The organism is Limnobaculum eriocheiris (assembly GCF_021010575.1).
GTDB lineage: Bacteria > Pseudomonadota > Gammaproteobacteria > Enterobacterales > Enterobacteriaceae > Limnobaculum > Limnobaculum eriocheiris.
This window is the reverse complement of record NZ_JAJNAG010000020.1, coordinates 35,380-57,757: the sequence shown is the minus strand read 5'-3', so window position 1 is coordinate 57,757 and position 22,378 is coordinate 35,380. Positions and strand designations below refer to the sequence as shown.

The window sequence follows — 22,378 nt, the reverse complement described above, 5'->3', positions numbered from 1 at the left end:
CAGCGTGTGGTAAAGGCAACAGAGCACGAAGATAAACTAAACCGTTCAGTAATGGTTTCGATAATTTTGCATATTCTGGTGATTGGCTTGCTGGCGATCGGCGCGTTTATGCAGAAAGATATCCTGACCGGTGGTGGTGGCGGTGGTTCAGTTATTGATGCTGTGATGGTCGATCCTAATGCGATGGCGCAACAATATGAGCGTCAGCAGCAACAAAAATCAGATGCCAAGCGGGCAGAAAAACTCAGACAACAGGAAGTTGACCGTCAGGCCGAAGAACAACGCCAACAACAGGCTGCGGAGCAGCAACGCCTGAAGCAGTTAGAAAAAGATCGTCTGGCTGCTCAGGAAGCAGCGAAAAAGCAGGCGGAACAACAGCAGCAGGCAGAGCAGGCTGCGAAGAAGGCTCAGGAAGTACAAAAACAGGCTGAGGCTCAGGCCGCTCAGGCTAAGGCTGAAGCCGAAGCTCAACAAAAAGCGACCGCAGCAGCGGCAGAAGCCAGAAAGAAAGCAGAAGCCGATGCTAAAAAAGCGGCGGATGATGCTAAAAAACAGGTCGAAGCATTAGCCAAACAGAAAGCTGCTGAAGATGCAAAACAAAAAGCGGCTGATGAAGTTAAACAAAAAGCCGCTGATGATGCCAAAAAAGCTGCTGATGCTAAAAAGGCCGCCGCGGACGCTAAAAAAGCGGCGGCAGAGGTTGATGATATCTTTGGCGGACTGGCTTCTGATAAAAATGCACCATCAGCCAATGGCGCTTCTGGCGGGGGCACTAAAGCGGGAGCCACCGGTCCTGAAGTTGATGCTTATATGTCGCAGATTCAATCTGCAATTATGCGAAATTTTTATGATGCGCAACTGTACAGAGGTAAAACCTGTACGCTGCGCATCAAGTTAGCACCAGATGGAACCTTGTTTAGTGTTCAGGCAGAAGGCGGGGATCCGGCGCTTTGTCAGGTTGCGTTAGTTGCGGCCAGACAGGCAAAAATACCAAAACCACCATCAACTGCCGTATATGAAAAGTTTAAAAACGCTCCAATCGATTTTAAACCGCAGTAAATGGAAGATAGATAAAGAGAAATTACGTTTTAGACTTGATTTCTGATTGGTTATAGCCAATATTTGAACGGTTTAAACGTTGTCACTTTGTTACAAACGAGCAATTTATCAAGGCCGTCCGGCCGGGATAAGGGAGAGAACATGAAGCATGCATTTCGACTAGCTATGGGTTTGCTGATTTTGTGGGCATCCGTGCTACACGCTGAAGTCAGAATTGTTATTACTCAGGGCGTGGATTCAGCCAGACCTATTGGCGTTGTGCCATTTAAGTGGACAGGTACTGGCGCAGCGCCAGAAAATATCGCCGATATTATCGCTTCTGATTTAAGAAACAGCGGCAAATTTAACCCATTAGCGGCTGAACGTAATCCACAATCACCAACCACGGTTTCAGAAGTTACACCGGCAGCATGGTCTGCGTTGGGTATTGATGCAGTAGTGGTTGGGCAAATTCAGCCAAGTGCTGATGGTGGTTACCTGGTATCTTATCAATTAGTTGATACCTCAACGGCTAGCCCGACGGTTTTATCGCAAAACCAATATAAGATCACTAAACAATGGTTACGTTTTGCGGCTCATACCGCCAGCGATGAAACCTTTGAAAAGCTAACGGGTATTAAAGGTGCATTCCGTACTCGCATCGCTTATGTGGTGCGTAAAGCCGGTGGTCAATTCCCTCATGAGCTGCGCGTATCTGATTATGATGGCTTTAACCAGTCAGTGGTTCATCGTTCACCTGAGCCTTTGATGTCTCCGGCCTGGTCTCCGGACGGTAGCAAAATTGCTTATGTAACTTTTGAAAGCGGTCGTTCTGAATTAGTGGTTCAGACATTATCTAACGGCGCAATTAAGCGCGTTGCTGCTTTCCCTCGTCACAACGGCGCGCCGGCATTCTCTCCGGATGGTTCTAAACTGGCTTTTGCGTTATCAAAAGATGGCAGTTTGAACCTGTATATGATGAACTTAGCTTCAGGTCAGATTACTCAGGTTACTCGTAGTCGTAGTAACGACACCGAGCCATCCTGGTATCCGGATAACCAAACTCTGGCGTACACTTCCGACCAGGGTGGGCGTCCACAAATTTATAAAGTGAATATTAACGGCGGTGCGCCGGTTCGCGTTTCCTGGGAAGGTGCTCAAAATCAAGACACGGATGTTTCACCAGATGGCAAGTTTATGGCTATGGTGAGTTCTGCGAATGGTCAACAGCACATCGCTAAACTGGATCTGGACACAGGAGCGGTGCAAGTATTGACCGAAACCTTCCTGGATGAAACGCCGAGTATCGCACCTAACGGAACCATGATTATCTATAGTGCCACTGAAGGGCCGGGTAGCGTGTTACGTTTAGTTTCGACTGATGGGCGTTTTAAAGCGCGTCTTCCGGCAACTGAAGGTCAGGTTAAATTCCCTGCCTGGTCGCCGTATCTGTGATGCATGATGTTAAAAATGTATGGCAATTTTATTTATTAAAGGATCGAGAAAAATGCAACTGAATAAAGTGCTGAAGGGGCTGATGTTTGCGTTACCTGTTATGGCTCTGGCTGCATGTAGCAGCAGTGGTTCTGACACTGATGGTAGCCAGTCAGGTATGGGTGCTAACGGTGGTTACGGTATGGGTGGCAACAGTTCATCTCTGGATGAGCAAGCGCGTCTGACTCTGCAACAGCTGCAAAGCAACAACATCGTTTACTTCGATTACGACAGCTACGATGTACGTTCTGATTTCGCTCAAATGCTGGATGCTCATGCTGCATTCCTGCGTTCAAACCCGTCTTACAAAGTGACTATCGAAGGTCATGCTGATGAACGTGGTACTCCGGAATACAACATCGCACTGGGCGAGCGTCGTGCTAATGCGGTGAAGATGTATCTCCAGGGTAAAGGCGTATCTGGCGAGCAAATGGCTATCGTCTCTTATGGTAAAGAGAAACCTGCAGTGTTAGGTCATGACGAAGCTGCTTATGCTAAAAACCGTCGCGCAGTACTTGTTTACTAAGAGAAACTCATGAACCGTAATTTCAGATATCGTTTATTAGGTCTGTCGTTACTGGTTGGCATAGCAGCCCCTGGGGCTGCTATTGCTGCGTCAGATGATGAGCGCCTCACTCAACTGGAGCGTATATCTAACGCACATGGGCAATTGCTGACCCAATTGCAGCAGCAGTTGTCCGATTCGCAGAGAGATATTGATAGTCTGCGTGGCCAGATCCAAACCAATCAGTATCAATTAGAACAAATTGTCGAACGACAAAAGATTATTTTGCAGCAGATAGATGAACTGGGTAGTAAAGGGGCTTCATCTGCTGCAAGCACAACCAATACGCCATCAACCAATACTGTTACTGCCGCAAGTGCAGCAAGTACTTCGACCAGTGCAGCAGCAACAAGCAGTGGTAATGAAAAACAGGATTACGATAATGCGGTAGCCCTGGCTCTGGAGAAGAAACAGTATGATGATGCCATCACTGCCTTCCAGAGTTTTGTAAAACAGTACCCAAACTCCAGTTATCAGCCAAATGCTAATTACTGGCTGGGGCAACTGAATTACAACAAAGGCAAAAAAGATGATGCGTCATACTATTTTGCTACCGTAGTAAAAAATTACCCGAAATCACCTAAAGCTTCTGAATCAATGCTGAAAGTGGGCATTATCATGCAGGAGAAAGGGGAGAAGGATAAAGCTAAAGCGGTGTATCAGCGTATTATCTCCCTGTATGCGAACAGCGCCAGCGCTAAACAAGCTGAGAAACGTTTAAGCGCTCTGTAAGCTTTTGGCTATTATAATCTGCCTGTATTTTTACCAGATTGGCTATTTTATGAGGTCAGATGGGTAAAGATCAGGCAGTTAGATGCCGAAAGGGAAAATTTTTGTTGCACAAATTCCAGAAGTGATTAATATAAGCCGCCGTTGCAGGGGATAACTGGATACAGCATCCACATGCAACGGATAGCAAATTAGTAAAGATAGTAAAGCTTAGGGTCGTTAGCTCAGTCGGTAGAGCAGTTGACTTTTAATCAATTGGTCGCAGGTTCGAATCCTGCACGACCCACCATTACTAGGCTTTAGTACGATGGAAAATCGTGGGATGAAGAACCCAAGGTTCGAGTCGAACGCAGTGAGACAACGTTGCCAACGGCAACGGCCCGAAGGGCGAGGCCAGAGGCCGAGTAATCCTGCACGACCCACCATTTAAGCCATTTCATCTTGATTTATTTCGTTGTTATCACTTCAGAATATCAATAATGGGTCGTTAGCTCAGTCGGTAGAGCAGTTGACTTTTAATCAATTGGTCGCAGGTTCGAATCCTGCACGACCCACCATTATTGAACAGGCGCCAAAGGCGCTTTTTTTATGTCTGCAAATCGTGGGGATGAAGAACCTAAGGTTCGAGTCGAACGAAGTGAGACAACGTTGCCAACGGCAACGGCCCGGAGGGCGAGGCCAGAGGCCGAGTAATCCTGCACGACCCACCATTATTGAACAGGCGCCAAAGGCGCTTTTTTTATGTCTGCAAATCGTGGGAGCATCATCCCTGGAAACATTTCAATTTACTTTCCACGCTAATATACAGCTTATATAAGCTTTCTGTACCCTGAAAGGGGTCTGTCAGCGTTATTCTATATAAAGAGATGGTTATCGCATCCGATACCTTTTAAGCGCTTAAAGGGGCATAGAGAGCCAATTCATGGCTTAAATCTTCCATTGATGAAAAGAAGTGACGATGTCGTTTTACCTACATCGTCACTCGCTTAAGCACCTGTGTTGAACTATTGGTTATCTAACTGAGGGCGAACCGCCCGTAGCCCGGCCATCGTGATACGATAAGGCTGACTGTTGACTGATTTAATCAGTTTTTTACGTTTTAGCTTACCGAAAATGTCGAGGGTGCAGTCGCTGAGTAAATATCCCTCCCGGGAATAACATTCAACGAAAGTAACGCGACCAGAGATGTCACGGATATAAGTGATACGTCCGCCCTTAGCAAGGACGTGAAGAGTACGTTGTTCTTGACGGGAAATATTCATACTGGAAAAACCTGTTAATCATCATGAGCAAATCTGCAAACACAATATGTTCGCATCCTGTTTTAGCGCATTGATAACCAGCCCGACGTAATGTCGCGGGTGTCTGATTATCTGATGATTACATTCTCCAGCATCAAGCCTCTGATTGAGTTGAAAGGTATTTACGGTAGGCATGATAACACAGGTTTTTGTGTGGGGAATTTTACTGACGGGAGATTGTGAGCGAGATTGCATGTTAAAACGCTTGTTTTGCGGTAGAACGCAGCAATTTAACGGAGTAATTTTCAACTTTTCAAACACATCACCACTAAAAGAGCCGCTTTTTATGGTGCTTTCGTTTATATCACTCATATTTGACTATACAAAACTACGTCATCACCAGTTTTTACCATGTAATTATCTTTAATAAATAATGTCCGTTTCTCCGGTTGTTTGAAGGCAGGGGATTGTTGTAGGCTGTAATATTGTTGTTTGATCAGACACCGGATGGGTAAAAATGAACTATCAAAATGATGATATAAGAATAAAAGAGATTAATGAACTGTTACCTCCGGTTGCGTTGCTGGAGAAGTTCCCTGCTACGGAGAAGGCTGCTTTAACGGTCGCGGCTTCCCGAGAGGCGATTCATAATATTTTGGCGGGGGAAGATGACCGCCTGTTAGTGGTAATTGGCCCTTGTTCTATTCATGATGTTGATGCTGCTCTTGAGTATTCTCGCCGTCTGGCAGAGGTGCGTAAGCGCCTTGATAAAGATCTGGAAATTGTTATGCGGGTCTACTTTGAGAAACCGCGTACTACCGTGGGTTGGAAAGGGTTAATTAACGATCCTAACCTGGATAATAGCTACCAGATTAATGATGGCCTGCGTATTGCGCGTAAGCTACTGCTGGATATTAACGACAGTGGTTTGCCAACCGCCGGTGAATTTCTGGATATGATTACCCCGCAATATCTGGCAGATTTAATGAGCTGGGGAGCCATTGGGGCTCGTACTACCGAATCACAGGTTCATCGTGAACTGGCATCAGGGTTATCCTGCCCGGTTGGTTTTAAAAATGGTACCGACGGTACGATTAAAGTAGCAATTGACGCGATTAATGCTGCCGGTGCGCCGCACTGTTTTCTGTCAGTGACCAAATATGGTCATTCGGCGATTGTGAATACCCGTGGTAATCATGATTGCCATATCATCCTGCGTGGTGGTAAAGCGCCAAATTACAGTCCTGAAGACGTGAAGAACGTTAAAGAGAGTCTGAATAAGGCTAAGCTACCGCTTAACGTCATGATCGATTTCAGCCATGCTAACAGTTGCAAACAGTATAAAAAGCAGATGGAAGTGTGCGAAAGCGTATGCCAGCAAATCTCTGATGGTGATGGTGCAATTACTGGTGTAATGGTTGAAAGTCATCTGGTGGAAGGCGCTCAGAGTCTGGAAAGCGGTGAGCCACTAATTTACGGTCAGAGCGTTACCGATGCCTGTATTGGCTGGGACGACACCGAACTGCTGCTACAAAATCTGGCCTACGCGGTTCAGGCGCGTCGCGGTAAGTAATACACAGAGTATGAAATAGAATAAAACGGAGAGCTTTGACTCCCCGTTTTATATTCAACTCAGCGTAATAATTACTTTGCTTTACCCTGATTCGCTACCGCCGCCGCTTTTGCCGCGATTTCATCTGCATCACTAAGATAGTAGTGCTTAATCGAATTCATATTTTCATCAAACTCATACACCAAAGGTACGCCCGTTGGGATATTCAGTTCCAGAATTTCATCCTCGGTCATATTATCCAAATACTTCACCAGAGCACGAATAGAGTTACCATGAGCAGCGATAATTACGCGTTCTCCGCTGGCAATACGTGGTTTGATAACGTCACTCCAGTAAGGGATTACACGTTCGATAGTGGTTGCCAGACTTTCGGTTACCGGCAATTCGGCTGGTTTTAGTTTGGCATAGCGCGGGTCATGCCCCGGATAACGCTCATCGTCTTTGGTCAGTTCCGGAGGTGTAACGGCAAAGCCGCGGCGCCAAAGCTTAACCTGCTCATCACCATATTTTTGTGCGGTTTCAGCTTTGTTTAACCCCTGAAGCGCACCATAGTGACGCTCGTTTAATTTCCAGGATTTTTCAACCGGTAGCCACTGGGTATCCATTTTATCTAAAATGCTCCACAGCGTATGAATGGCTCTTTTCAGCACAGAGGTATAAGCAAAATCAAAGGCAAAACCTTCCGCTTTTAACAGTTCACCGGCCTGAGCGGCTTCGGCTCTGCCTTTATCGGAAAGTTCTATGTCAGTCCAACCGGTAAAACGGTTCTCTTTATTCCACTCACTTTCACCGTGTCTGACGAGAACGAGTTTTGTTACAGCCATCGTTATCTCCTTTCCATATGCTCATTAAATGATAATGATTATCACTATACGCTTATTAAAATAAATTCAAATAGAAGGGTATGACTTAATGATAGATGAAGTTATGCATAACGAGGCAAATCAGAAGAGTAAAAAGCCCGAGATCGTCAATGATATCGGGCTTTTTACACAGAGGTTAACCATTGATAGTTAAACCCAATCAAATTGATAGACAGTTGAGGAGCGATAGATTTGCTTTGGCGCTAACCAACAGTCAGGTTGTGGCCATTCAGGATGATTAGGGCTGTCTGGCAAAAACTCGCTTTCCAGAGCGACACCGACAAAGCTAGCGTAGGTTTCACCATCGCGAGATGGGGTACCCTGCAAAAAGTTACCACTATACAGCTGAAGTGCAGGTTTGGTGGTGAATACGCTCATTTTTACCTTATTATCCGCAGACCAGAGCAGGGCTGCCGGGTGCTCTCCATTGTGGCACGCCGCTGATAACAGATAAGCATGGTCATAACCGCTTACTTTGCGCTGGTATTCATCGGTCAGGAAATCTTGCATTAGCGTTTTCGGCTGACGGAAATCCATGCTCAGGCCATTGACCGGTGTAAGATCGGCATCAGGAATACCTTCGCTATTGACCGGTAAAAAGTACTCAGCATTAATTTGCAGTCGATGATGGCGGCTGTCCTGATTGACACCATCAAGATTAAAATAGGCGTGATTGGTCAGGTTAACCGGACAATCGCGATCGACAGTAGCCAGATAGCTAATCTCTATACGATTGGTTTCCGTCAGGGTATAGGTGACTTCTGCGGTAAGATTTCCCGGATAACCATTGTCGCCATCGGCTGAATAGAACTTAAAGGTTACTGACTGGTCGCTCCGGCTCTCAATTGTCCAACGACGCTGGTCAAAACTGTTAGCGCCACCGTGCAACTGGTGAGTTCCCTGATTAGGGCTTAACGTGGTGGTTATACCCCGGTGGCTTAAGCGCGAGTTGGCAATTCGGTTAGCATAACGACCAACGGTAGCACCCAGGTAGGCACCCTGATGCAGGTAATCTTCCGGGCTGCTGCAACCTAACAGTAATTCACGTACTGAACCATCACCCATCGGCATGCGAAAAGAGAGCCATGTCGCTCCCCAATCCATCATTTGAGCCTGAGTACCGGATTGGTTGGCTAAAGTAACAATATGAAATGGCTGACCATCCGGGGCCAGCGCTGCGGTGGTTTTTAACATGTTCCCGCTCCTTCTGACGCCCGGCAAATATAGAATACTTCTTTCATGCCGGTTTGCTGATGATATTGTTGATGAACCGCCTGACGGATTTCATCTACCAGCGCCTGAGGAGCCAGCGCCACAATACAGCCACCGAAGCCACCACCGGTCATACGCACGCCACCACGATTACCAATCACCGGTTTGATAATTTCAACCAGCACATCAATGGCAGGGACGGTAATTTCGAAGTCATCACGCATTGAAATATGCGATTCAGCCATCAGGTGACCCAGCTCAGGCAGATTGCCTGCTGCCAGTGCGTCAGCGGCGGCCAGAGTACGGGTATTTTCAGTGATAACATGACGGGCGCGTTTGAATACCAGCGGGTCCAGATTTGCTTTAGCCGCATTGAGTTGTTCAATGGTGACATCGCGCAGTGCCGTCACATTAAAGAAGTCTGCTGCTGCCTCGCACTGTTTACGGCGGGTATTGTATTCACTATCAACCAACCCACGTTTTACATTGGAGTTGATGATAATTACCGCCATGTCATCAGGCATAGAGACCGCTTTGGTTTTCAGACTGCGGCAGTCAATCAGCAAGGCATGATCTTTTTTACCCAGAGAAGAGATAAGCTGATCCATAATGCCGCAGTTACAACCAACAAACTGGTTCTCGGCCTGTTGTCCGTTTAGCGCCAGCGCCACACCATCCAGCGGTAACTGATACAGCACCTGAAACGCTTTGCCGACGGCAACTTCCAATGAGGCTGAAGAGCTTAAACCTGCACCCTGAGGTACGTTACCGCTAATCACCAGATCGGCGCCGCCAAATCCGGGGGCGCGCTGTTGCAGAAACAGAATCACACCGCGAATATAGTTAGCCCACATATATTCAGGATGGGAGGCGATATCCTCACCGAGCGTAAAGCTATCCTGCTGGTTGTGGTAGTCAGCGGCAACCACCCGAACCAGATTATCATTGCGTCTGGTGCAGCTAATTACCGTCTGGTAATCAATGGCGCAAGGCAGAACAAAACCGTCGTTGTAATCCGTGTGTTCACCGATAAGATTGACTCTTCCCGGTGCCTGAATGGTCGTTTCAGGAAGATAGCCAAACTGCTGTTGAAAAATAGCCTGGGTTTTTTGCTTCAAATCACTCATTTGGCTCTCCTGACTCATTGTAATGCACATCGCTAACTGCTCTCAGGCGTTCTGCTGCCTGCTCTGCGGTAAGATCCCGCTGCGACTCTGCCATCATTTCATAGCCCACCATAAATTTACGCACCGTAGCGGAACGCAGCAACGGTGGATAAAAGTGAGCATGCAATTGCCAGTGGGAATTGTCCTGTCCGTTGAATGGTGCACCATGCCAGCCCATAGAGTAGGGGAAGGAGCAGCGGAACAGATTATCGTAACGGCTGGTAAGCTTTTTCAATGCCAGCGCCAGATCCTGACGCTGTTCAGCGCTGAGTTCCCCCATATGGCGAACGTGAACTTTAGGTAATAGCAAGGTTTCAAAAGGCCAGGCAGCCCAGTAAGGAACTACTGCCAACCAGTGTTTCGTCTCTACAACCGTGCGGCTACCGTCGGCCATTTCCCGTTTTACATAGTCCAGCAACATAGATGAATGCTGCTGTTCAAAATATTCACGTTGCAGGCGATCTTCCCGTTCGGCTTCATTGGGCAGAAAACTGTTAGCCCATATTTGTCCATGAGGATGGGGATTAGAGCACCCCATCGCCGCCCCTTTATTTTCAAAAATTTGTACCCAGGGATAAATTTTCCCCAGCTCGTCTAACTGCTGTTGCCAGGTACGAATGATCTCTTCTAAAGCGGCAAGTGATAACTCCGGCAGGCTTTTGCTGTGGTCCGGAGAGAAGCAGATCACCCGGCTGGTCCCCCGTGCGCTTTGGCAGCGCATTAGCGGATCGGTGGATTGCTCTGCATCAGGGGTATCCGGCATTAGCGCGGCAAAGTCGTTGGTGAACACATAGGTTCCACGGTAATCAGGATTAACGTCTCCGGTTACCCGAGTGTTGCCTGCACATAAAAAGCAGTCGGGGTCGTGGGCTGGCTGACGGGTATGGTCTACAGACTCTTGTTGCCCTTGCCACGGGCGTTTAGCCCGGTGGGGGGAGACCAAAATCCACTGTCCGGTTAGCGGATTAAATCGACGGTGGGGATGATCAACAGGATTAAAACCAGCAGAGTTGGTATTACTCATCGGGATACCCTTGAGGATTCATTGATTGCCAACGCCAGGTATCTGCACACATGTCGTCCAGGTTCAGTTTTACCTGCCAGCCTAACTCATTGGCTGCTTTGGTTGAGTCTGCCCAGTAGCTGGCCAGATCGCCATCACGGCGTGCAGCAAACTGATAAGGAACCGGTTTACCGCAGGCTTTGCTAAAGGCATTAACCACATCCAGTACGCTATAACCAAAGCCAGCACCCAGATTATAGATATAAGTGCCTGGGTGATTGGTTACCTTATTCAATGCGGCAAGGTGACCATCGGCTACGTCAACCACGTGGATATAATCCCGTACACAGGTGCCGTCCGGTGTTGGGTAATCGTTTCCAAAGATGGAGAGATATTCACGGCGGCCAACGGCGACTTGAGCAATAAATGGCATCAGGTTATTGGGAATACCCTGAGGATCTTCGCCCATCAAGCCGGAAGAGTGTGCACCAACCGGATTAAAGTAACGTAATAGCGCGATGCTCATATCCGGCTGTGCTTTTTGTATATCCTCCAGACACTGTTCGATAATCAGTTTACTGTTACCGTAAGGGCTGGAAGGGCGGCGGGTTTTCATGGTCTCCACATAAGGGGTAATGGGCTGATCGCCATATACCGTTGCGGATGAACTAAAGATAAAGTTTTTAACGCCAGCCCGACGCATGGCATCAACTAAAGATAATGAGCCATGAATATTATTGTCATAATATTCCAGTGGCTTGTTGACGGATTCACCGACAGCTTTTAGCGCAGCAAAATGGATAACTGAGTCAATGCGATGTTCTGCAAAAATCTTATCCAGTAACGTCGCATCACGAACATCACCGTTGTAGAACGCTGGCTTGTGGCCCGTTAATTGTTCAATACGTTTAAGTACACTGGCTTTACTGTTACACAAGTTATCGATGATAACTGGAGTATGTCCAGCTTCAATCAGTTGAACGCAGGTATGACTGCCTATGTAACCGATACCACCTGTAATCAGAACATTCACAAGACTTTCTCCACATATAAAATAATTGAGGCAATGATAGCACAACAAAAACAGGGAAAAAGGTGATCGAGATAAAAAAATGAAAGCGTTTACATTTTAATGGTAAATGATGCGAAAAGGGCAATCAAAAGTAGCCCCACATAACCAGCATGGGGCTGGCAAAATGATAAAATTGAACCTACCTGATTATGAGGTGCTATGTTCCTGCCACTGCATACTGGTGGTGATTTCAGCCAGTGGCGTAAGGGATTGCATACTTTGCTGATGGAGTTCCGGGGAGGCAGCGGCACAGAGATCCTCCAGTACCGTGACCTTAAATCCCAGGTCGTGAGCCTGACGGGCGGTGCTCTGGATAGCCATCAGGGAACTTACTCCGCCTAACAGAATATGGTCGTATCCCCGTCCCGTTAGCCAGTCATAAAGGTTATTGCCCGCGAAGGCAGAAACGGCTTTCTTAATCACCACTTCATCTTCTGGCTGTACGTCCAGATCTTTCACCCACTGACAGCCGGGATCGCTCAGGCGCAGAGCGCCATTTTTTTTCGCCAGATTAAACAATGGGGAGTAGGGAGGGATATCATGGTAATCATCAGCAAAACCGACCTTAACCCAAATAACGGGTATATGGTGTCGGCGGGCGAAAGCCACTGCCTGATTGGTTAATGGAACCAGACGGCGTTCCTGAACTTGTTGATGGCTACTGTTGGAACGCCCATGTTCGCCGACAATCTCTTCAATAAGGTCAATGATAATTAAAGCACTGGACATAAGGTTTCCCTGTATTCATTGGCTGAGATAATATTTTTTCAGTCACCGCTTTTAAGCATAGTCGATGAAGCTTAACCCGGCAGCTGTTCTATCGCATAAGCATAGCTATTACCAGTAGGAATAAAGCTCAGACGATGGGTGATGCACTCAGGGGCATCTTCTGCATGATGGGAAACAAACAGCAACTGGCTGTTACCTTCACTCATTAACACATCAATCCAGCGTCTGACTAACTGCCGATTGAGTGGATCCAGTCCCTGTAGCGGTTCATCAAGAATTAACAGCATTGGATGTTTTACCAGCGCCCGGGCAATCAGGGTTAATCGCTGTTGTCCCCATGATAACGAATGAAAAGGGCTATCAGCCTGTTGACTGAGTCCTAACATATCCAACCATTGTTGAGTGAGTTTTTCCTGGATATCTGGGGTTGCCTGATAGATACCAATAGAATCCAGATAGCCGGAAAGAATGACATTGCTTACGCTGGTGCTAACCCGATAATCCTGATGCAGGCTGCTGCTGACATATCCAATATGTTTTTTGATATCCCATATGGTTTCGCCACTGCCGCGACGACGGCCAAATAGCGTCAGATCGTTGCTGTATCCTTGCGGATGGTCCCCGGTAATTAAACTCAGTAAGGTTGATTTACCTGCACCGTTAGGGCCGACAATTTGCCAGTGTTCATCCGGTTTAACCTGCCAGTTCAGGCCGTTAATAATTGGCTGGTCATTATAGCTAATCAGGCAGTTGTTGAGGGTTATCAGTGGAGTATCGGCTGAAAAGGTGCGCTCAATGATAGTTTCTGGTGGTGGCAGAGACACTCCCGCTATTCGTTCGCTCCGGGCCAGTTGGGCAACTAGCGCTTCTGACAGGATCTCCTGACGCGAACCAATACGGGTCAGGTGGCAGTCTGCCAGTACACCAACGTGAGTAATAAAGTTCGGGATTTGATCAAACCGGTTCAGAACCAGCACTAACGTCAGGCCATTGGCGGATAACTGAGCCAGTAAACTGGCTAACTGTTGACGCGAGGCTACATCTAATCCATCGAATGGTTCATCTAAAATTAACAGGTCAGGGGAGGAGATAAGCGCCTGACAGAGTAGTGTTTTGCGGGTTTCACCGGTAGAGAGGTATTTAAACCGACGATTAAGCAGATGGCTGATACCAAACATTTCCGCCAGCTGTTGGCATTTGTCTTGATGGTGATGTTCTGACTGAATGATTTCTGCGGTAGTTCGGCCGGTATCGTCTTCCCCTTCACTTAGCAGGTCAGTGTTATTGCGCTGCCATTCTTCTTCAATAATTTTTTGTAGCTGTTCAAAAGACAGGCGAACAATATGTTGGAAGTTGTTATGGCGGAAGCCGTTAAGCAGAATGAGTTCATCGGATAGGGCTCTGGCCAGCGCCGATTTTCCACTGCCGTTAGCGCCAACAAAACCCCAGCTTTCCCCCTCATTTAGAGTAAGTGCAGGCAGGGTTAGGGTTTTGGTATCGCTTAATCGGAAGCATCCATCAGTAATAGTTAACTGTTTCATATCATGACCTTTCTACCTGAATATCAGTAAGTTCTTATTATTTTTTATGATGTGACTATAGCTGTTTATAAGCATCTCAAAATAAAAGTGAAATAACACCACATAACGTGCTGCTTTTTAGCACAACGGCAATTTTTTGTTTAGAAAGGTACGGTAAACAGGCGATATGAATAGAAGATTATAAATAGTGAAGGGAGATTTTGGGAGAATGAGCCTGTGAATTTTAGCTCTCACAGGCTTTTTATTAACTAAAATTCGATTAGAAATTATATTTCACTGAATAGATAATACCGTCCTGCAGGAAGCTTTCCCCCAGCTTGTTATCCGCATAGCGGTACTGAATTCCGGTGGAGATAGATGGGTTTGGTTTCCACCACAGTGCAGCGGCACCGTTGATACCCTCTTTTCCTCCGTTACCGGCGGCGTAGCGGTCCGCACGGTCGAACTCATACTCTGTCCAGTTGGTCAGAGCAAACTTTTCATTCCAGAGGTTAAAGTCATAACCGGCTACCCAGCCAAATACATAACCATTATTGCCGCTGTAATAGGTTTGGTCGGTGTAGCGCTTGGCGATAAATGGCTTAAACCAGAATTGATCCAGTTTAAAGTTATAACCTAAGCCGTAAAGGGCCATAACATCATGAAAGTTTCTGCCCTTTGGTGAGCCATAGGTACCATAAACATGACCGTACAGGTTAAAACCTGTATCCCCAAGATAGATACGATTAGTGTTTTTAAAGGTATAGCGTTGCTCGCTACCCGGTTTATCGTGTCGGTCATTAAACGGGTTTTCCCAGTCAAAAAAGCCATAGGTTTCACCCCAGGTAAAACCGGCACCGCCTTCCAGTTCCAGATAGGCAAAGTCATCTTTATGAGATTTATGTGAGGTTCGATGAGTGGTGTGAGACGTCCAGTCAAGATAGTGAATACCGATATCAGCAAAGCCCCGGAGATATTCAGCCTGAATCGCGGGGCTGACAGCAACAGCGGTAAGAGCAACCATGCCGGAGAGATATTTTTTCATTAATGTTATTCCCTTTGTCCAATAAGCGTATTTGGGAAGTTCTCCCGAATAGAATTTGATTGTTGTTATGCCGGAATAAAATGATGGCGCTGTATTATTAAAGGGGGAGAAGAAATAAAACCAATATTCAATTTTTAGTGATTAATATAATTTTAATATGAATGCTAATTAGCCTATTTAAAACAAACAATTGTCATTAAAAAAACAAACAATGATCGTTTTATCTGAAATGATTATGATTTGGTTTCTGTGATGACAGTCAAAAAATATAATGGCAGGTGGTTATTTAATTGTGCTGTAAACTAATTAAGAGAAAATGTTTTTCTATTTTTATTTTTTAATGAGTGATTGATTTATTAATTGAAAAAAATTGTTTTTATAAAGGATTGTTTGGTTGATTCAAAATAAATTGGTTATTAAATAAAATCGGGAACGTTAATATTTAACGCTCCCGATTATCTAACGGTTTAAGATAGTTAAAACAGGTAATTAGCGAGGTGACGCCTTGTTTAAAAAGCTGATGCCTTCGCTGAATGGCGGTAACCCAAACCAGGTTGCCAGGCTTTGACCGATATCAATAAAGGACTCCCGTATTCCCAGGCTGCCGTTGTGTATTTGCTTACCGTAGACCAGAACCGGAATATGTTCACGGGTATGGTCGGAGCCTGGCCAGGTGGGATCGCAGCCGTGGTCGGCGGTGATAATAACAACATCATCATCACGCAAAAGTGGGTAAAGCTCCGGCAGGCGACGGTCAAACAGCTCCAGCGCTGCGGCGTAACCGGAAATATCCCGACGGTGGCCGTAATTTTGGTCAAAATCAACAAAGTTAGTCATGATGATACTGTCATCATTATCCTGTGCGGTTGCTTCTAATGTAGCATCCCACAAAGCATCCAGACCGTTGGCTTTCATTTTTTGGCTAATGCCAACGCCGGCATAGATGTCTGAAATCTTACCAATAGCAATCACTGAGCCACCGGCATCAACCAGCTTTTTCAATACGGTATCTGCTGGCGGTTCTACCGCCAGGTCATGACGATTGCCGGTTCGGGTAAATCCGCTGCGGGCATCCCCTACAAACGGACGGGCAATGACCCGGCAAATGTTATATGGGTCAACCTCTTCGCGGGCGATTTCACACAGTTGATATAGGCGTTCCAGACCAAAGGTTTCTTCATGACAGGCAATCTGAAACACGGAGTCTGCCGAGGTATAAAAAATGGGTTTACCGCTGGTCATATGCTCTTGTGCATATCGATCAAGAATTACGGTACCGGATGAGTGACAGTTTCCCAGATAGCCGGGCAGGTTGGCTCTGCGTACCAGATTGTCCAGTAGGCTTTGTGGAAAAGTGTCGGTCGGTTCACTGAAATAGCCCCAGTCAAAACGAACCGGAACACCCGCCAGCTCCCAGTGGCCGGAAGGTGTATCTTTACCGGAAGACGCCTCTTTTGCCGCACCATAAGCAGCACGAATAACCGGATTGGGGTTAAAGCCCGCCGGTAATTTGCCGGTAGCCAGTTGACCCGCCAGCCCCAACCCTAACTGTTCCAGATTAGGTAAGGTTAATGGGCCATGGCGACCTTGCCCGGCCCGACCGGTTGCACAATATTCCGCAATGTGGCCCAGCGTATCTGAACCGGTATCACCAAATGTATCAGCATCGGGTGTTGCTCCCACGCCAAAGGAGTCCATGATTAAAATAATCGCGCGCATATTATCTCCGGATAATAATTCAGCCAGTTAAGTGATATAAAATTATATATAACAGGAATTGATTGGAGTGGGTGAAATTAATCAATATTAAATCCATATCAATCTTATGGAAAAACAATATTGGATAAAGTGATTTGGCAGTCGGTATAAATAACAGGATTAAAAAGAAACGCTTTATTGCGATTAAAAACTAAAAAAACTCAATCAATGAGGAAAACTGTTATGTCACAAGAATTATCTCAAAATCCATTTTATGCTGCGGATATTATTCGTAAATATAAACCTGACTTTACACCTCGAGTTGCTTTTATTTTAGGTTCCGGACTGGGTGCCCTGGCTGAACAAATTGAAGATGCGGTTGCTATCTCTTATGAAAAGTTACCAGGATTTCCGGTCAGTACCGTTCATGGTCATGCGGGGGAGTTGGTGTTGGGTACGCTTTCTGGCGTGCCGGTAGCCTGTATGAAAGGGCGCGGACACTTTTATGAAGGCCGCGGCATGACCATTATGACCGATGCTATTCGCACCTTTAAACTGCTGGGTTGTGAGCTGTTGTTTTCAACCAATGCCGCAGGCTCTTTACGCCCTGAAGTGGAGCCGGGAAGTCTGGTTTCTCTAAACGATCATATTAATACCATGCCGGGTACGCCGATGGTGGGTTTAAACGATGAACGCTTTGGTGAGCGCTTTTTCACTCTGGCTAATGCTTATGATGCTGATTATCGTGCGGTGCTTCAGCAAGTGGCGAAAGAGTCAGGTTTCCCGCTGTCTGAAGGGGTTTTTGTCTCTTATCCGGGGCCTAACTTCGAAACCGCGGCAGAGATCCGCATGATGCAGATTATCGGCGGTGATGTAGTGGGTATGTCAGTGGTACCAGAGGTTATTTCTGCGCGTCACTGTGGATTAAAAGTGGTTGCGGTATCGGCGATTACCAATCTGGCGGAAGGATTAGGCAAGGTGACGTTATCCCATGCACAAACGCTGGCTGCGGCAGAGCTCTCCCGCCAGAACTTTATTACCCTGATTTGCGGTTTTTTACGCAAGCTGGCTTAAAACAGAGAACATCCATAAGGAGACAGGAATGTCTGCATTAATGAAGTTATCTGTGATGTTACATCATTTGGTGTTATCACCAATGCGCCAGACATATGATGGGAAGGGGAAACAACATGGGAATTAAAAACCGCCTGAAAATCATGTCGTTTTTGCAGTATTTCATATGGGGAAGCTGGCTGGTAACGCTGGGTTCCTACATGATTAATACGCTTCACTTTAACGGCGCATCGGTTGGTGTGGTATATAGCACCAAGGGATTAGCTGCGGTACTGATGCCAAGTTTGATTGGTATTATTGTCGATAAGTGGATGAGGGCTAACCGGGTTTATACCTTGTGCCATCTGGTATGTGCAGCGGCGCTGTTTTATGCTGCCAGTATCAATGAGCCAGGACTGATGTTTTGGGTGATGCTGATTAACGCCATGACATTTATGCCCACCATTGCGCTATCTAATACCATCTCTTATTCCTGTCTGGAAAAAGCCGGATTGGATACGGTAAGTAACTTTCCGCCTATTCGGGTGTTTGGCACCATCGGCTTTATCGTTGCTATGTGGACCATCAGTCTGTTAGGGCTTGAATTAAGCAATATGCAACTGTATATCGCTTCAGGGGCATCATTGCTGTTGGCTGCCTATTCATTAACCTTACCTTCCATCCCAACGGCGAATAAAAAGCAAAATCAGACCTAGGTCAGTATGTTAGGACTGGATGCTTTTGTGTTATTCAAAAAACCGAGAATGGCTGTATTTTTTCTATTTGCCATGCTGTTAGGGGCGGTATTACAGATTACCAATACCTTTGGTAGCCCGTTCCTGCACGACTTTGCGCTAAATCCGGAGTTTAAAGACAGCTTTGTTGTGAAATACCCATCCATTTTACTGTCGGTTTCACAAATGTCAGAAGTACTGTTTATTCTGACGATTCCGTTCTTTCTTAAACGTTTTGGTATTAAAACCGTCATGTTGTTAAGCATGGTGGCCTGGTGCCTGCGCTTTGGATTGTTTGCCTATGGCGATCCTTCCCCGGTCGGTTTTGTGCTGCTGATGATGTCAATGATCGTTTATGGCTGTGCTTTTGACTTCTTCAATATTTCCGGTTCGGTATTTGTTGAACAGGAAGTCAGTTCGGATATTCGGGCCAGTGCCCAGGGTCTGTTTATGACGATGGTCAACGGCGTTGGTGCCTATGTTGGTGCAATCCTGAGCGGTAAAGCCGTAGATTACTTCTCTGTCGATGGCATTAAAGACTGGCACACCATCTGGTTAGTCTTTGCGGCTTATGCAGTGCTGCTGGCGGTGGTGTTTTTCTTTACCTTCCAGTACAAGCATCAACCAGAAAAACTGGCTCAAACCAGTATTGCTCACTAAATAGTGAAAACAGAGCCCGTTTCGGCGGGCTTATCTTTTCAGACATTCAATTTTATCAGGCCTGAGCATGACGATCGGGCAATAGCTGTATGTTAATTGAGTAGTAAATGAAAGAGATTCTATTATCTTCCGGAGTAGGTTTTGCCGTAGGGGCGCTGTGTACATTTCTTCGGGTTCCCATTCCGGCACCTAACGTTCTGCCTGGGGTGTTGACCATTGTCTTCATGTATATTGGTTATCTGGCTATCAAATGGGTTATGCAATAAAAAATAGAGGAACAAGCAACATGCAGAATTTGAAAACCATTGCCCGACAGGCGCTGAATCTTATGGACCTCACCTCATTAAACGATAATGACACCACAGAGGTTATTAACAAGCTTTGCCAAAACGCTAAAACTGCTTACGGTCATCCTGCTGCCGTTTGTGTTTATCCTGCTTTTATTGCTGATGCACGCCGTGCTCTGGTCGGGCAGGGGTTATCTGCGGTGCAGATAGCCACCGTAACGAATTTTCCTGCCGGAGCGGCAGATGTGGCATTAGCCGAACGCGAAACTAAAGCGGCTATTGCAGCGGGAGCTGATGAGGTTGATGTCGTATTTCCGTGGCGTGCGTTACAGACCGGGAATAGCCAAATCGGTTACGATCTGGTTGCTGCCTGTAAAGCGGCCTGTGGCGATAAGCTGCTGAAAGTGATCATTGAAAGCGGAGAGCTAAAAACGCAGGAATTGATTCGTCAGGCATCAACAATCGCTATTGATGCCGGAGCTGATTTTATTAAAACCTCTACCGGTAAAGTGCCGGTTAATGCCACGCCGGAAGCGGCAGAAATCATGCTTGGTGTGATTGCTGAAAAGGGCGGTCGCTGTGGTTTTAAGGCTGCCGGAGGGGTTCGCTCTGCGGAAGAGGCACAACATTATCTGTCTATTGCGGCTCGCTTACTGGGAGAAACATGGATAACGCCAGCGCATTTTCGCTTTGGTGCTTCCAGCCTGTTGGCGAGTTTACTGGCTACGCTGGACGATAAACAGTCCGCTACGTCTCAAAATGGCTATTGATGCTTAATTTGCCATGGTGAAGTTCTGACTGGTGGTAATATAAACTAACGATAAAGAATACCCTGGACAGGAGTCGATGTGGATTCAATTGAACGTGTTTATCGCACTGACCTGAAGCTATTACGCTATTTTTTAGCGGTAGCGGAAGAACTTCATTTTGGCAAAGCGGCGGTGCGCCTGAATATGTCGCAGCCGCCGCTCAGTATTCATATAAAGGAACTGGAAGCCCAGCTAGGAACCATGCTGTTTATTCGCCATTCCCGCAGTGTTGCGCTGACTCATGCGGGAAAGGTACTGATGGAAGAGACGCGCAATCTGTTGGCGGCAACCAATCAGGCACTGGCCCGGGTTGAGCAAATAGGCAGGGGAGAGCGAGGGCGAATAGAGCTGGGCATTGTCGGAACCGCTTTATGGGGGAGGATTAAGACCAATACTGCATAGCTTTATTAAAGCGAACCCTTCCGTAGATATTATCTTTCGTGAAACCCCCCCCGGTATTCAGATGGCCATGTTGGAGCGCCACGAAATTGATGCCGGTATCTGGCGAATGGTCTCTATTCCCCCTCAGGGGTTAACCAGTCTGCGATTACAGCAGGCTTCTTTTTTGGTGGCTCTACCGAGTGAGCATCGTCTGGCCAGATATGATTCTATTCCTCTACATGAATTAAGAAATGAAGCCTTTGTAACCCTGCCAGCGGTGCATTCGGACTGGTCCTTTTTACAAAAAGTGTGCAACAAAGCGGGCTTTTCCCCTCATATTGTGCGTGAGGCAGTAGAGCCACAAACGGTGCTGGCATTAATCAGTATGGGATTGGGAATTACCTTGATAGCGGACAGCTACGCTCAAATGAACTGGCCGGGGGTGATTTTTCGACCGCTGGAGGAGCGGATCCCTGCCGATTTATATGTGGTTTATGATGAATCACAGATCACGTCAACAACCCTGAGGCTGATTGATGAGCTGAAGGTAGTTTCTGCCCAGTAAATTTTTTATCTCAGGGTGCCAATTGAATGCTCTGCAGACGGGGGATTAATTGGCACCCGTGGTCATTCACGACAATGCATGGTGGCTTTTTAGCACAGTGTGGCAATAATCACGCTTTCTGCACTAAATGTTGCCCATAGTACTTGCCCTGACTGAACGGATAAGGCCTCTGCCTGCTGCCTGGAAATGGTAGAGCAGAGGGTTTCTCCGCCATCCAACTGTAATAATACTTCGCAACGATGCCCGCTGGTGTTTACCGAGGTTACTGTACTGCGCAGGCAGTTATCACTGGCGGCGGGAGGCTGTTGGTGTAAATCGATCAGTGGTGCTTTGATCAGCGCTAACACCTCTTTTCCCTGAGAGAGTTGTAATCGATGAATACTTTGTTGGGTTAGCGATGCATGGATTTCAGTTTTGCCGTCGTTCATCAGCAAAGTAACACAGTCAGACAGATTCGCTGATTGACGCTCGTGAATGGTGCCAAAGAATTGATTTCGGGCACTGGTTTGTAACGAGAAACGCGCAATGGCTGCCAGCAGGCTGTCCAATGGCATGGTGTCATCTTGCAACACATCAAACGCTTTCTGCTGTATTTTTTCCAGCAGATCGTAAAGTTGAAGCAGGCGTTTACCATAAGGTGTCAAATGAGCACCGCCGCCGCCTTTACCACCGGTAGCACGTTCGACCAATAGGTTATCGGTTAACTTATTCATCTCGTTAACCGCATCCCAGGCGCTCTTATAGCTGATTTCCGCCAGTTTGGCCCCCTGACTGATTGAACCGGTATGTTCAATTTGTTTTAGCAAAGCAATACGACGTGGGTCGGCGAAAAGGTGGCCTTGTAATTTCAGGGTAAGTAAAATTTCAGCATTCATCGCGATAGGGTCCGTTTGGTAAAGGCATATGTCATTCTCCTTTATTTTTATTATTCTGCCAAATGT

At 46.6% G+C, this 22,378-nt stretch carries 19 protein-coding genes, 2 tRNA genes, 2 other RNA genes and 2 pseudogenes; 14 read left to right on the top strand and 11 right to left on the bottom strand.

What is annotated here, in order from left to right; genetic code table 11:
* Positions 1 to 6 precede the first annotated feature (6 nt).
* The 8 genes from tolA to LPW36_RS10245 all read left to right on the top strand — a co-directional run bounded on the left by tolA (position 7) and on the right by LPW36_RS10245 (position 4,536).
* Positions 7 to 1,059, top strand: a complete 1,053-nt coding sequence (gene tolA / locus LPW36_RS10280; protein WP_230609575.1) for a cell envelope integrity protein TolA — start codon at positions 7 to 9, stop codon at positions 1,057 to 1,059.
* Between the two features lie 141 nt (positions 1,060 to 1,200).
* A complete protein-coding gene (tolB, locus tag LPW36_RS10275; RefSeq protein WP_230609574.1) occupies positions 1,201 to 2,493 on the top strand; it encodes a Tol-Pal system beta propeller repeat protein TolB in 1,293 nt (430 codons plus the stop codon).
* 52 nt (positions 2,494 to 2,545) lie between these two features.
* On the top strand, positions 2,546 to 3,058 hold the full coding sequence (pal, locus tag LPW36_RS10270; protein ID WP_130591761.1) for a peptidoglycan-associated lipoprotein Pal: 513 nt from the start codon (positions 2,546 to 2,548) through the stop codon (positions 3,056 to 3,058).
* A gap of 9 nt (positions 3,059 to 3,067) precedes the next feature.
* Positions 3,068 to 3,829 (top strand): cell division protein CpoB, encoded by a 762-nt coding sequence (gene cpoB, locus LPW36_RS10265; RefSeq protein WP_230609573.1) that lies wholly within the window; start codon positions 3,068 to 3,070, stop codon positions 3,827 to 3,829.
* A 210-nt stretch (positions 3,830 to 4,039) separates the two neighbouring features.
* A tRNA-Lys gene (locus tag LPW36_RS10260) sits at positions 4,040 to 4,115 on the top strand.
* Positions 4,116 to 4,129: 14 nt separating this feature from the next.
* Positions 4,130 to 4,251, top strand: a non-coding RNA gene (locus LPW36_RS10255) — RtT sRNA.
* Positions 4,252 to 4,307: 56 nt separating this feature from the next.
* Positions 4,308 to 4,383: transfer RNA gene (locus LPW36_RS10250), tRNA-Lys, on the top strand.
* 30 nt (positions 4,384 to 4,413) lie between these two features.
* Positions 4,414 to 4,536: non-coding RNA, RtT sRNA (locus LPW36_RS10245), on the top strand.
* Positions 4,537 to 4,830: 294 nt separating this feature from the next.
* On the opposite strand, the gene LPW36_RS10240 is transcribed toward LPW36_RS10245, so the two are convergent.
* Positions 4,831 to 5,088: a YjhX family toxin gene (locus LPW36_RS10240; protein WP_230609572.1), complete on the bottom strand. Its 258-nt coding sequence runs from the start codon at positions 5,086 to 5,088 to the stop codon at positions 4,831 to 4,833.
* 496 nt (positions 5,089 to 5,584) lie between these two features.
* On the opposite strand from LPW36_RS10240, the gene aroG reads away from it, so the two are divergent.
* Positions 5,585 to 6,640, top strand: a complete 1,056-nt coding sequence (aroG, locus tag LPW36_RS10235; protein WP_230609571.1) for a 3-deoxy-7-phosphoheptulonate synthase AroG — start codon at positions 5,585 to 5,587, stop codon at positions 6,638 to 6,640.
* A gap of 71 nt (positions 6,641 to 6,711) precedes the next feature.
* Here the strand turns inward: aroG and gpmA are convergent, their stop codons facing one another.
* From gpmA to LPW36_RS10190, 9 genes are all read right to left on the bottom strand, one after another.
* Positions 6,712 to 7,464, bottom strand: coding sequence for a 2,3-diphosphoglycerate-dependent phosphoglycerate mutase (gene gpmA, locus LPW36_RS10230; RefSeq protein WP_230609570.1), 753 nt, complete (start codon positions 7,462 to 7,464; stop codon positions 6,712 to 6,714).
* Between the two features lie 189 nt (positions 7,465 to 7,653).
* On the bottom strand, positions 7,654 to 8,697 hold the full coding sequence (gene galM, locus LPW36_RS10225) for a galactose-1-epimerase (protein ID WP_230609569.1): 1,044 nt from the start codon (positions 8,695 to 8,697) through the stop codon (positions 7,654 to 7,656).
* Positions 8,691 to 9,842 (bottom strand): galactokinase, encoded by a 1,152-nt coding sequence (galK, locus tag LPW36_RS10220; RefSeq protein WP_230609568.1) that lies wholly within the window; start codon positions 9,840 to 9,842, stop codon positions 8,691 to 8,693. Before galK ends, galM begins: the two co-directional genes overlap by 7 nt.
* Positions 9,835 to 10,905, bottom strand: a complete 1,071-nt coding sequence (galT, locus tag LPW36_RS10215; RefSeq protein WP_230609567.1) for a galactose-1-phosphate uridylyltransferase — start codon at positions 10,903 to 10,905, stop codon at positions 9,835 to 9,837. The genes galK and galT overlap by 8 nt, the downstream gene beginning before the upstream one ends.
* The gene (galE, locus tag LPW36_RS10210; protein WP_230609566.1) at positions 10,898 to 11,917 is read right to left on the bottom strand and encodes a UDP-glucose 4-epimerase GalE; all 1,020 of its coding nucleotides are present in this window, start codon (positions 11,915 to 11,917) and stop codon (positions 10,898 to 10,900) included. The genes galT and galE overlap by 8 nt, the downstream gene beginning before the upstream one ends.
* A gap of 186 nt (positions 11,918 to 12,103) precedes the next feature.
* Positions 12,104 to 12,685 carry a cysteine hydrolase family protein gene (locus LPW36_RS10205; RefSeq protein ID WP_230609565.1) on the bottom strand — a complete coding sequence of 194 codons (582 nt, stop codon included), beginning with the start codon at positions 12,683 to 12,685 and terminating at the stop codon, positions 12,104 to 12,106.
* Positions 12,686 to 12,756: 71 nt separating this feature from the next.
* Positions 12,757 to 14,226, bottom strand: coding sequence for a molybdate ABC transporter ATP-binding protein ModF (modF, locus tag LPW36_RS10200; RefSeq protein ID WP_230609564.1), 1,470 nt, complete (start codon positions 14,224 to 14,226; stop codon positions 12,757 to 12,759).
* Positions 14,227 to 14,485: 259 nt separating this feature from the next.
* Positions 14,486 to 15,250 carry a nucleoside-specific channel-forming Tsx family protein gene (locus LPW36_RS10195; protein WP_230609563.1) on the bottom strand — a complete coding sequence of 255 codons (765 nt, stop codon included), beginning with the start codon at positions 15,248 to 15,250 and terminating at the stop codon, positions 14,486 to 14,488.
* Positions 15,251 to 15,739: 489 nt separating this feature from the next.
* Positions 15,740 to 16,969, bottom strand: coding sequence for a phosphopentomutase (locus LPW36_RS10190; RefSeq protein ID WP_230609562.1), 1,230 nt, complete (start codon positions 16,967 to 16,969; stop codon positions 15,740 to 15,742).
* A 222-nt stretch (positions 16,970 to 17,191) separates the two neighbouring features.
* On the opposite strand from LPW36_RS10190, the gene xapA reads away from it, so the two are divergent.
* From xapA to LPW36_RS10165, 5 genes and pseudogenes are all read left to right on the top strand, one after another.
* Complete coding sequence (gene xapA, locus LPW36_RS10185; RefSeq protein ID WP_230609561.1) at positions 17,192 to 18,022, top strand: xanthosine phosphorylase; 831 nt, start codon at positions 17,192 to 17,194, stop codon at positions 18,020 to 18,022.
* Positions 18,023 to 18,138: 116 nt separating this feature from the next.
* A pseudogene (locus tag LPW36_RS10180) lies at positions 18,139 to 19,395 on the top strand (nucleoside permease).
* 107 nt (positions 19,396 to 19,502) lie between these two features.
* The gene (locus LPW36_RS10175; protein ID WP_230609560.1) at positions 19,503 to 19,661 is read left to right on the top strand and encodes a XapX domain-containing protein; all 159 of its coding nucleotides are present in this window, start codon (positions 19,503 to 19,505) and stop codon (positions 19,659 to 19,661) included.
* A gap of 20 nt (positions 19,662 to 19,681) precedes the next feature.
* A complete protein-coding gene (gene deoC, locus LPW36_RS10170; RefSeq protein ID WP_230609559.1) occupies positions 19,682 to 20,452 on the top strand; it encodes a deoxyribose-phosphate aldolase in 771 nt (256 codons plus the stop codon).
* An 87-nt stretch (positions 20,453 to 20,539) separates the two neighbouring features.
* A pseudogene (locus LPW36_RS10165) lies at positions 20,540 to 21,437 on the top strand (LysR family transcriptional regulator).
* Between the two features lie 89 nt (positions 21,438 to 21,526).
* On the opposite strand, the gene modE reads toward LPW36_RS10165, so the two are convergent.
* Entirely contained in the window at positions 21,527 to 22,312 is a 786-nt protein-coding gene (gene modE, locus LPW36_RS10160) for a molybdenum-dependent transcriptional regulator (RefSeq protein WP_230609558.1), read from the bottom strand.
* Positions 22,313 to 22,378 lie beyond the last annotated feature (66 nt).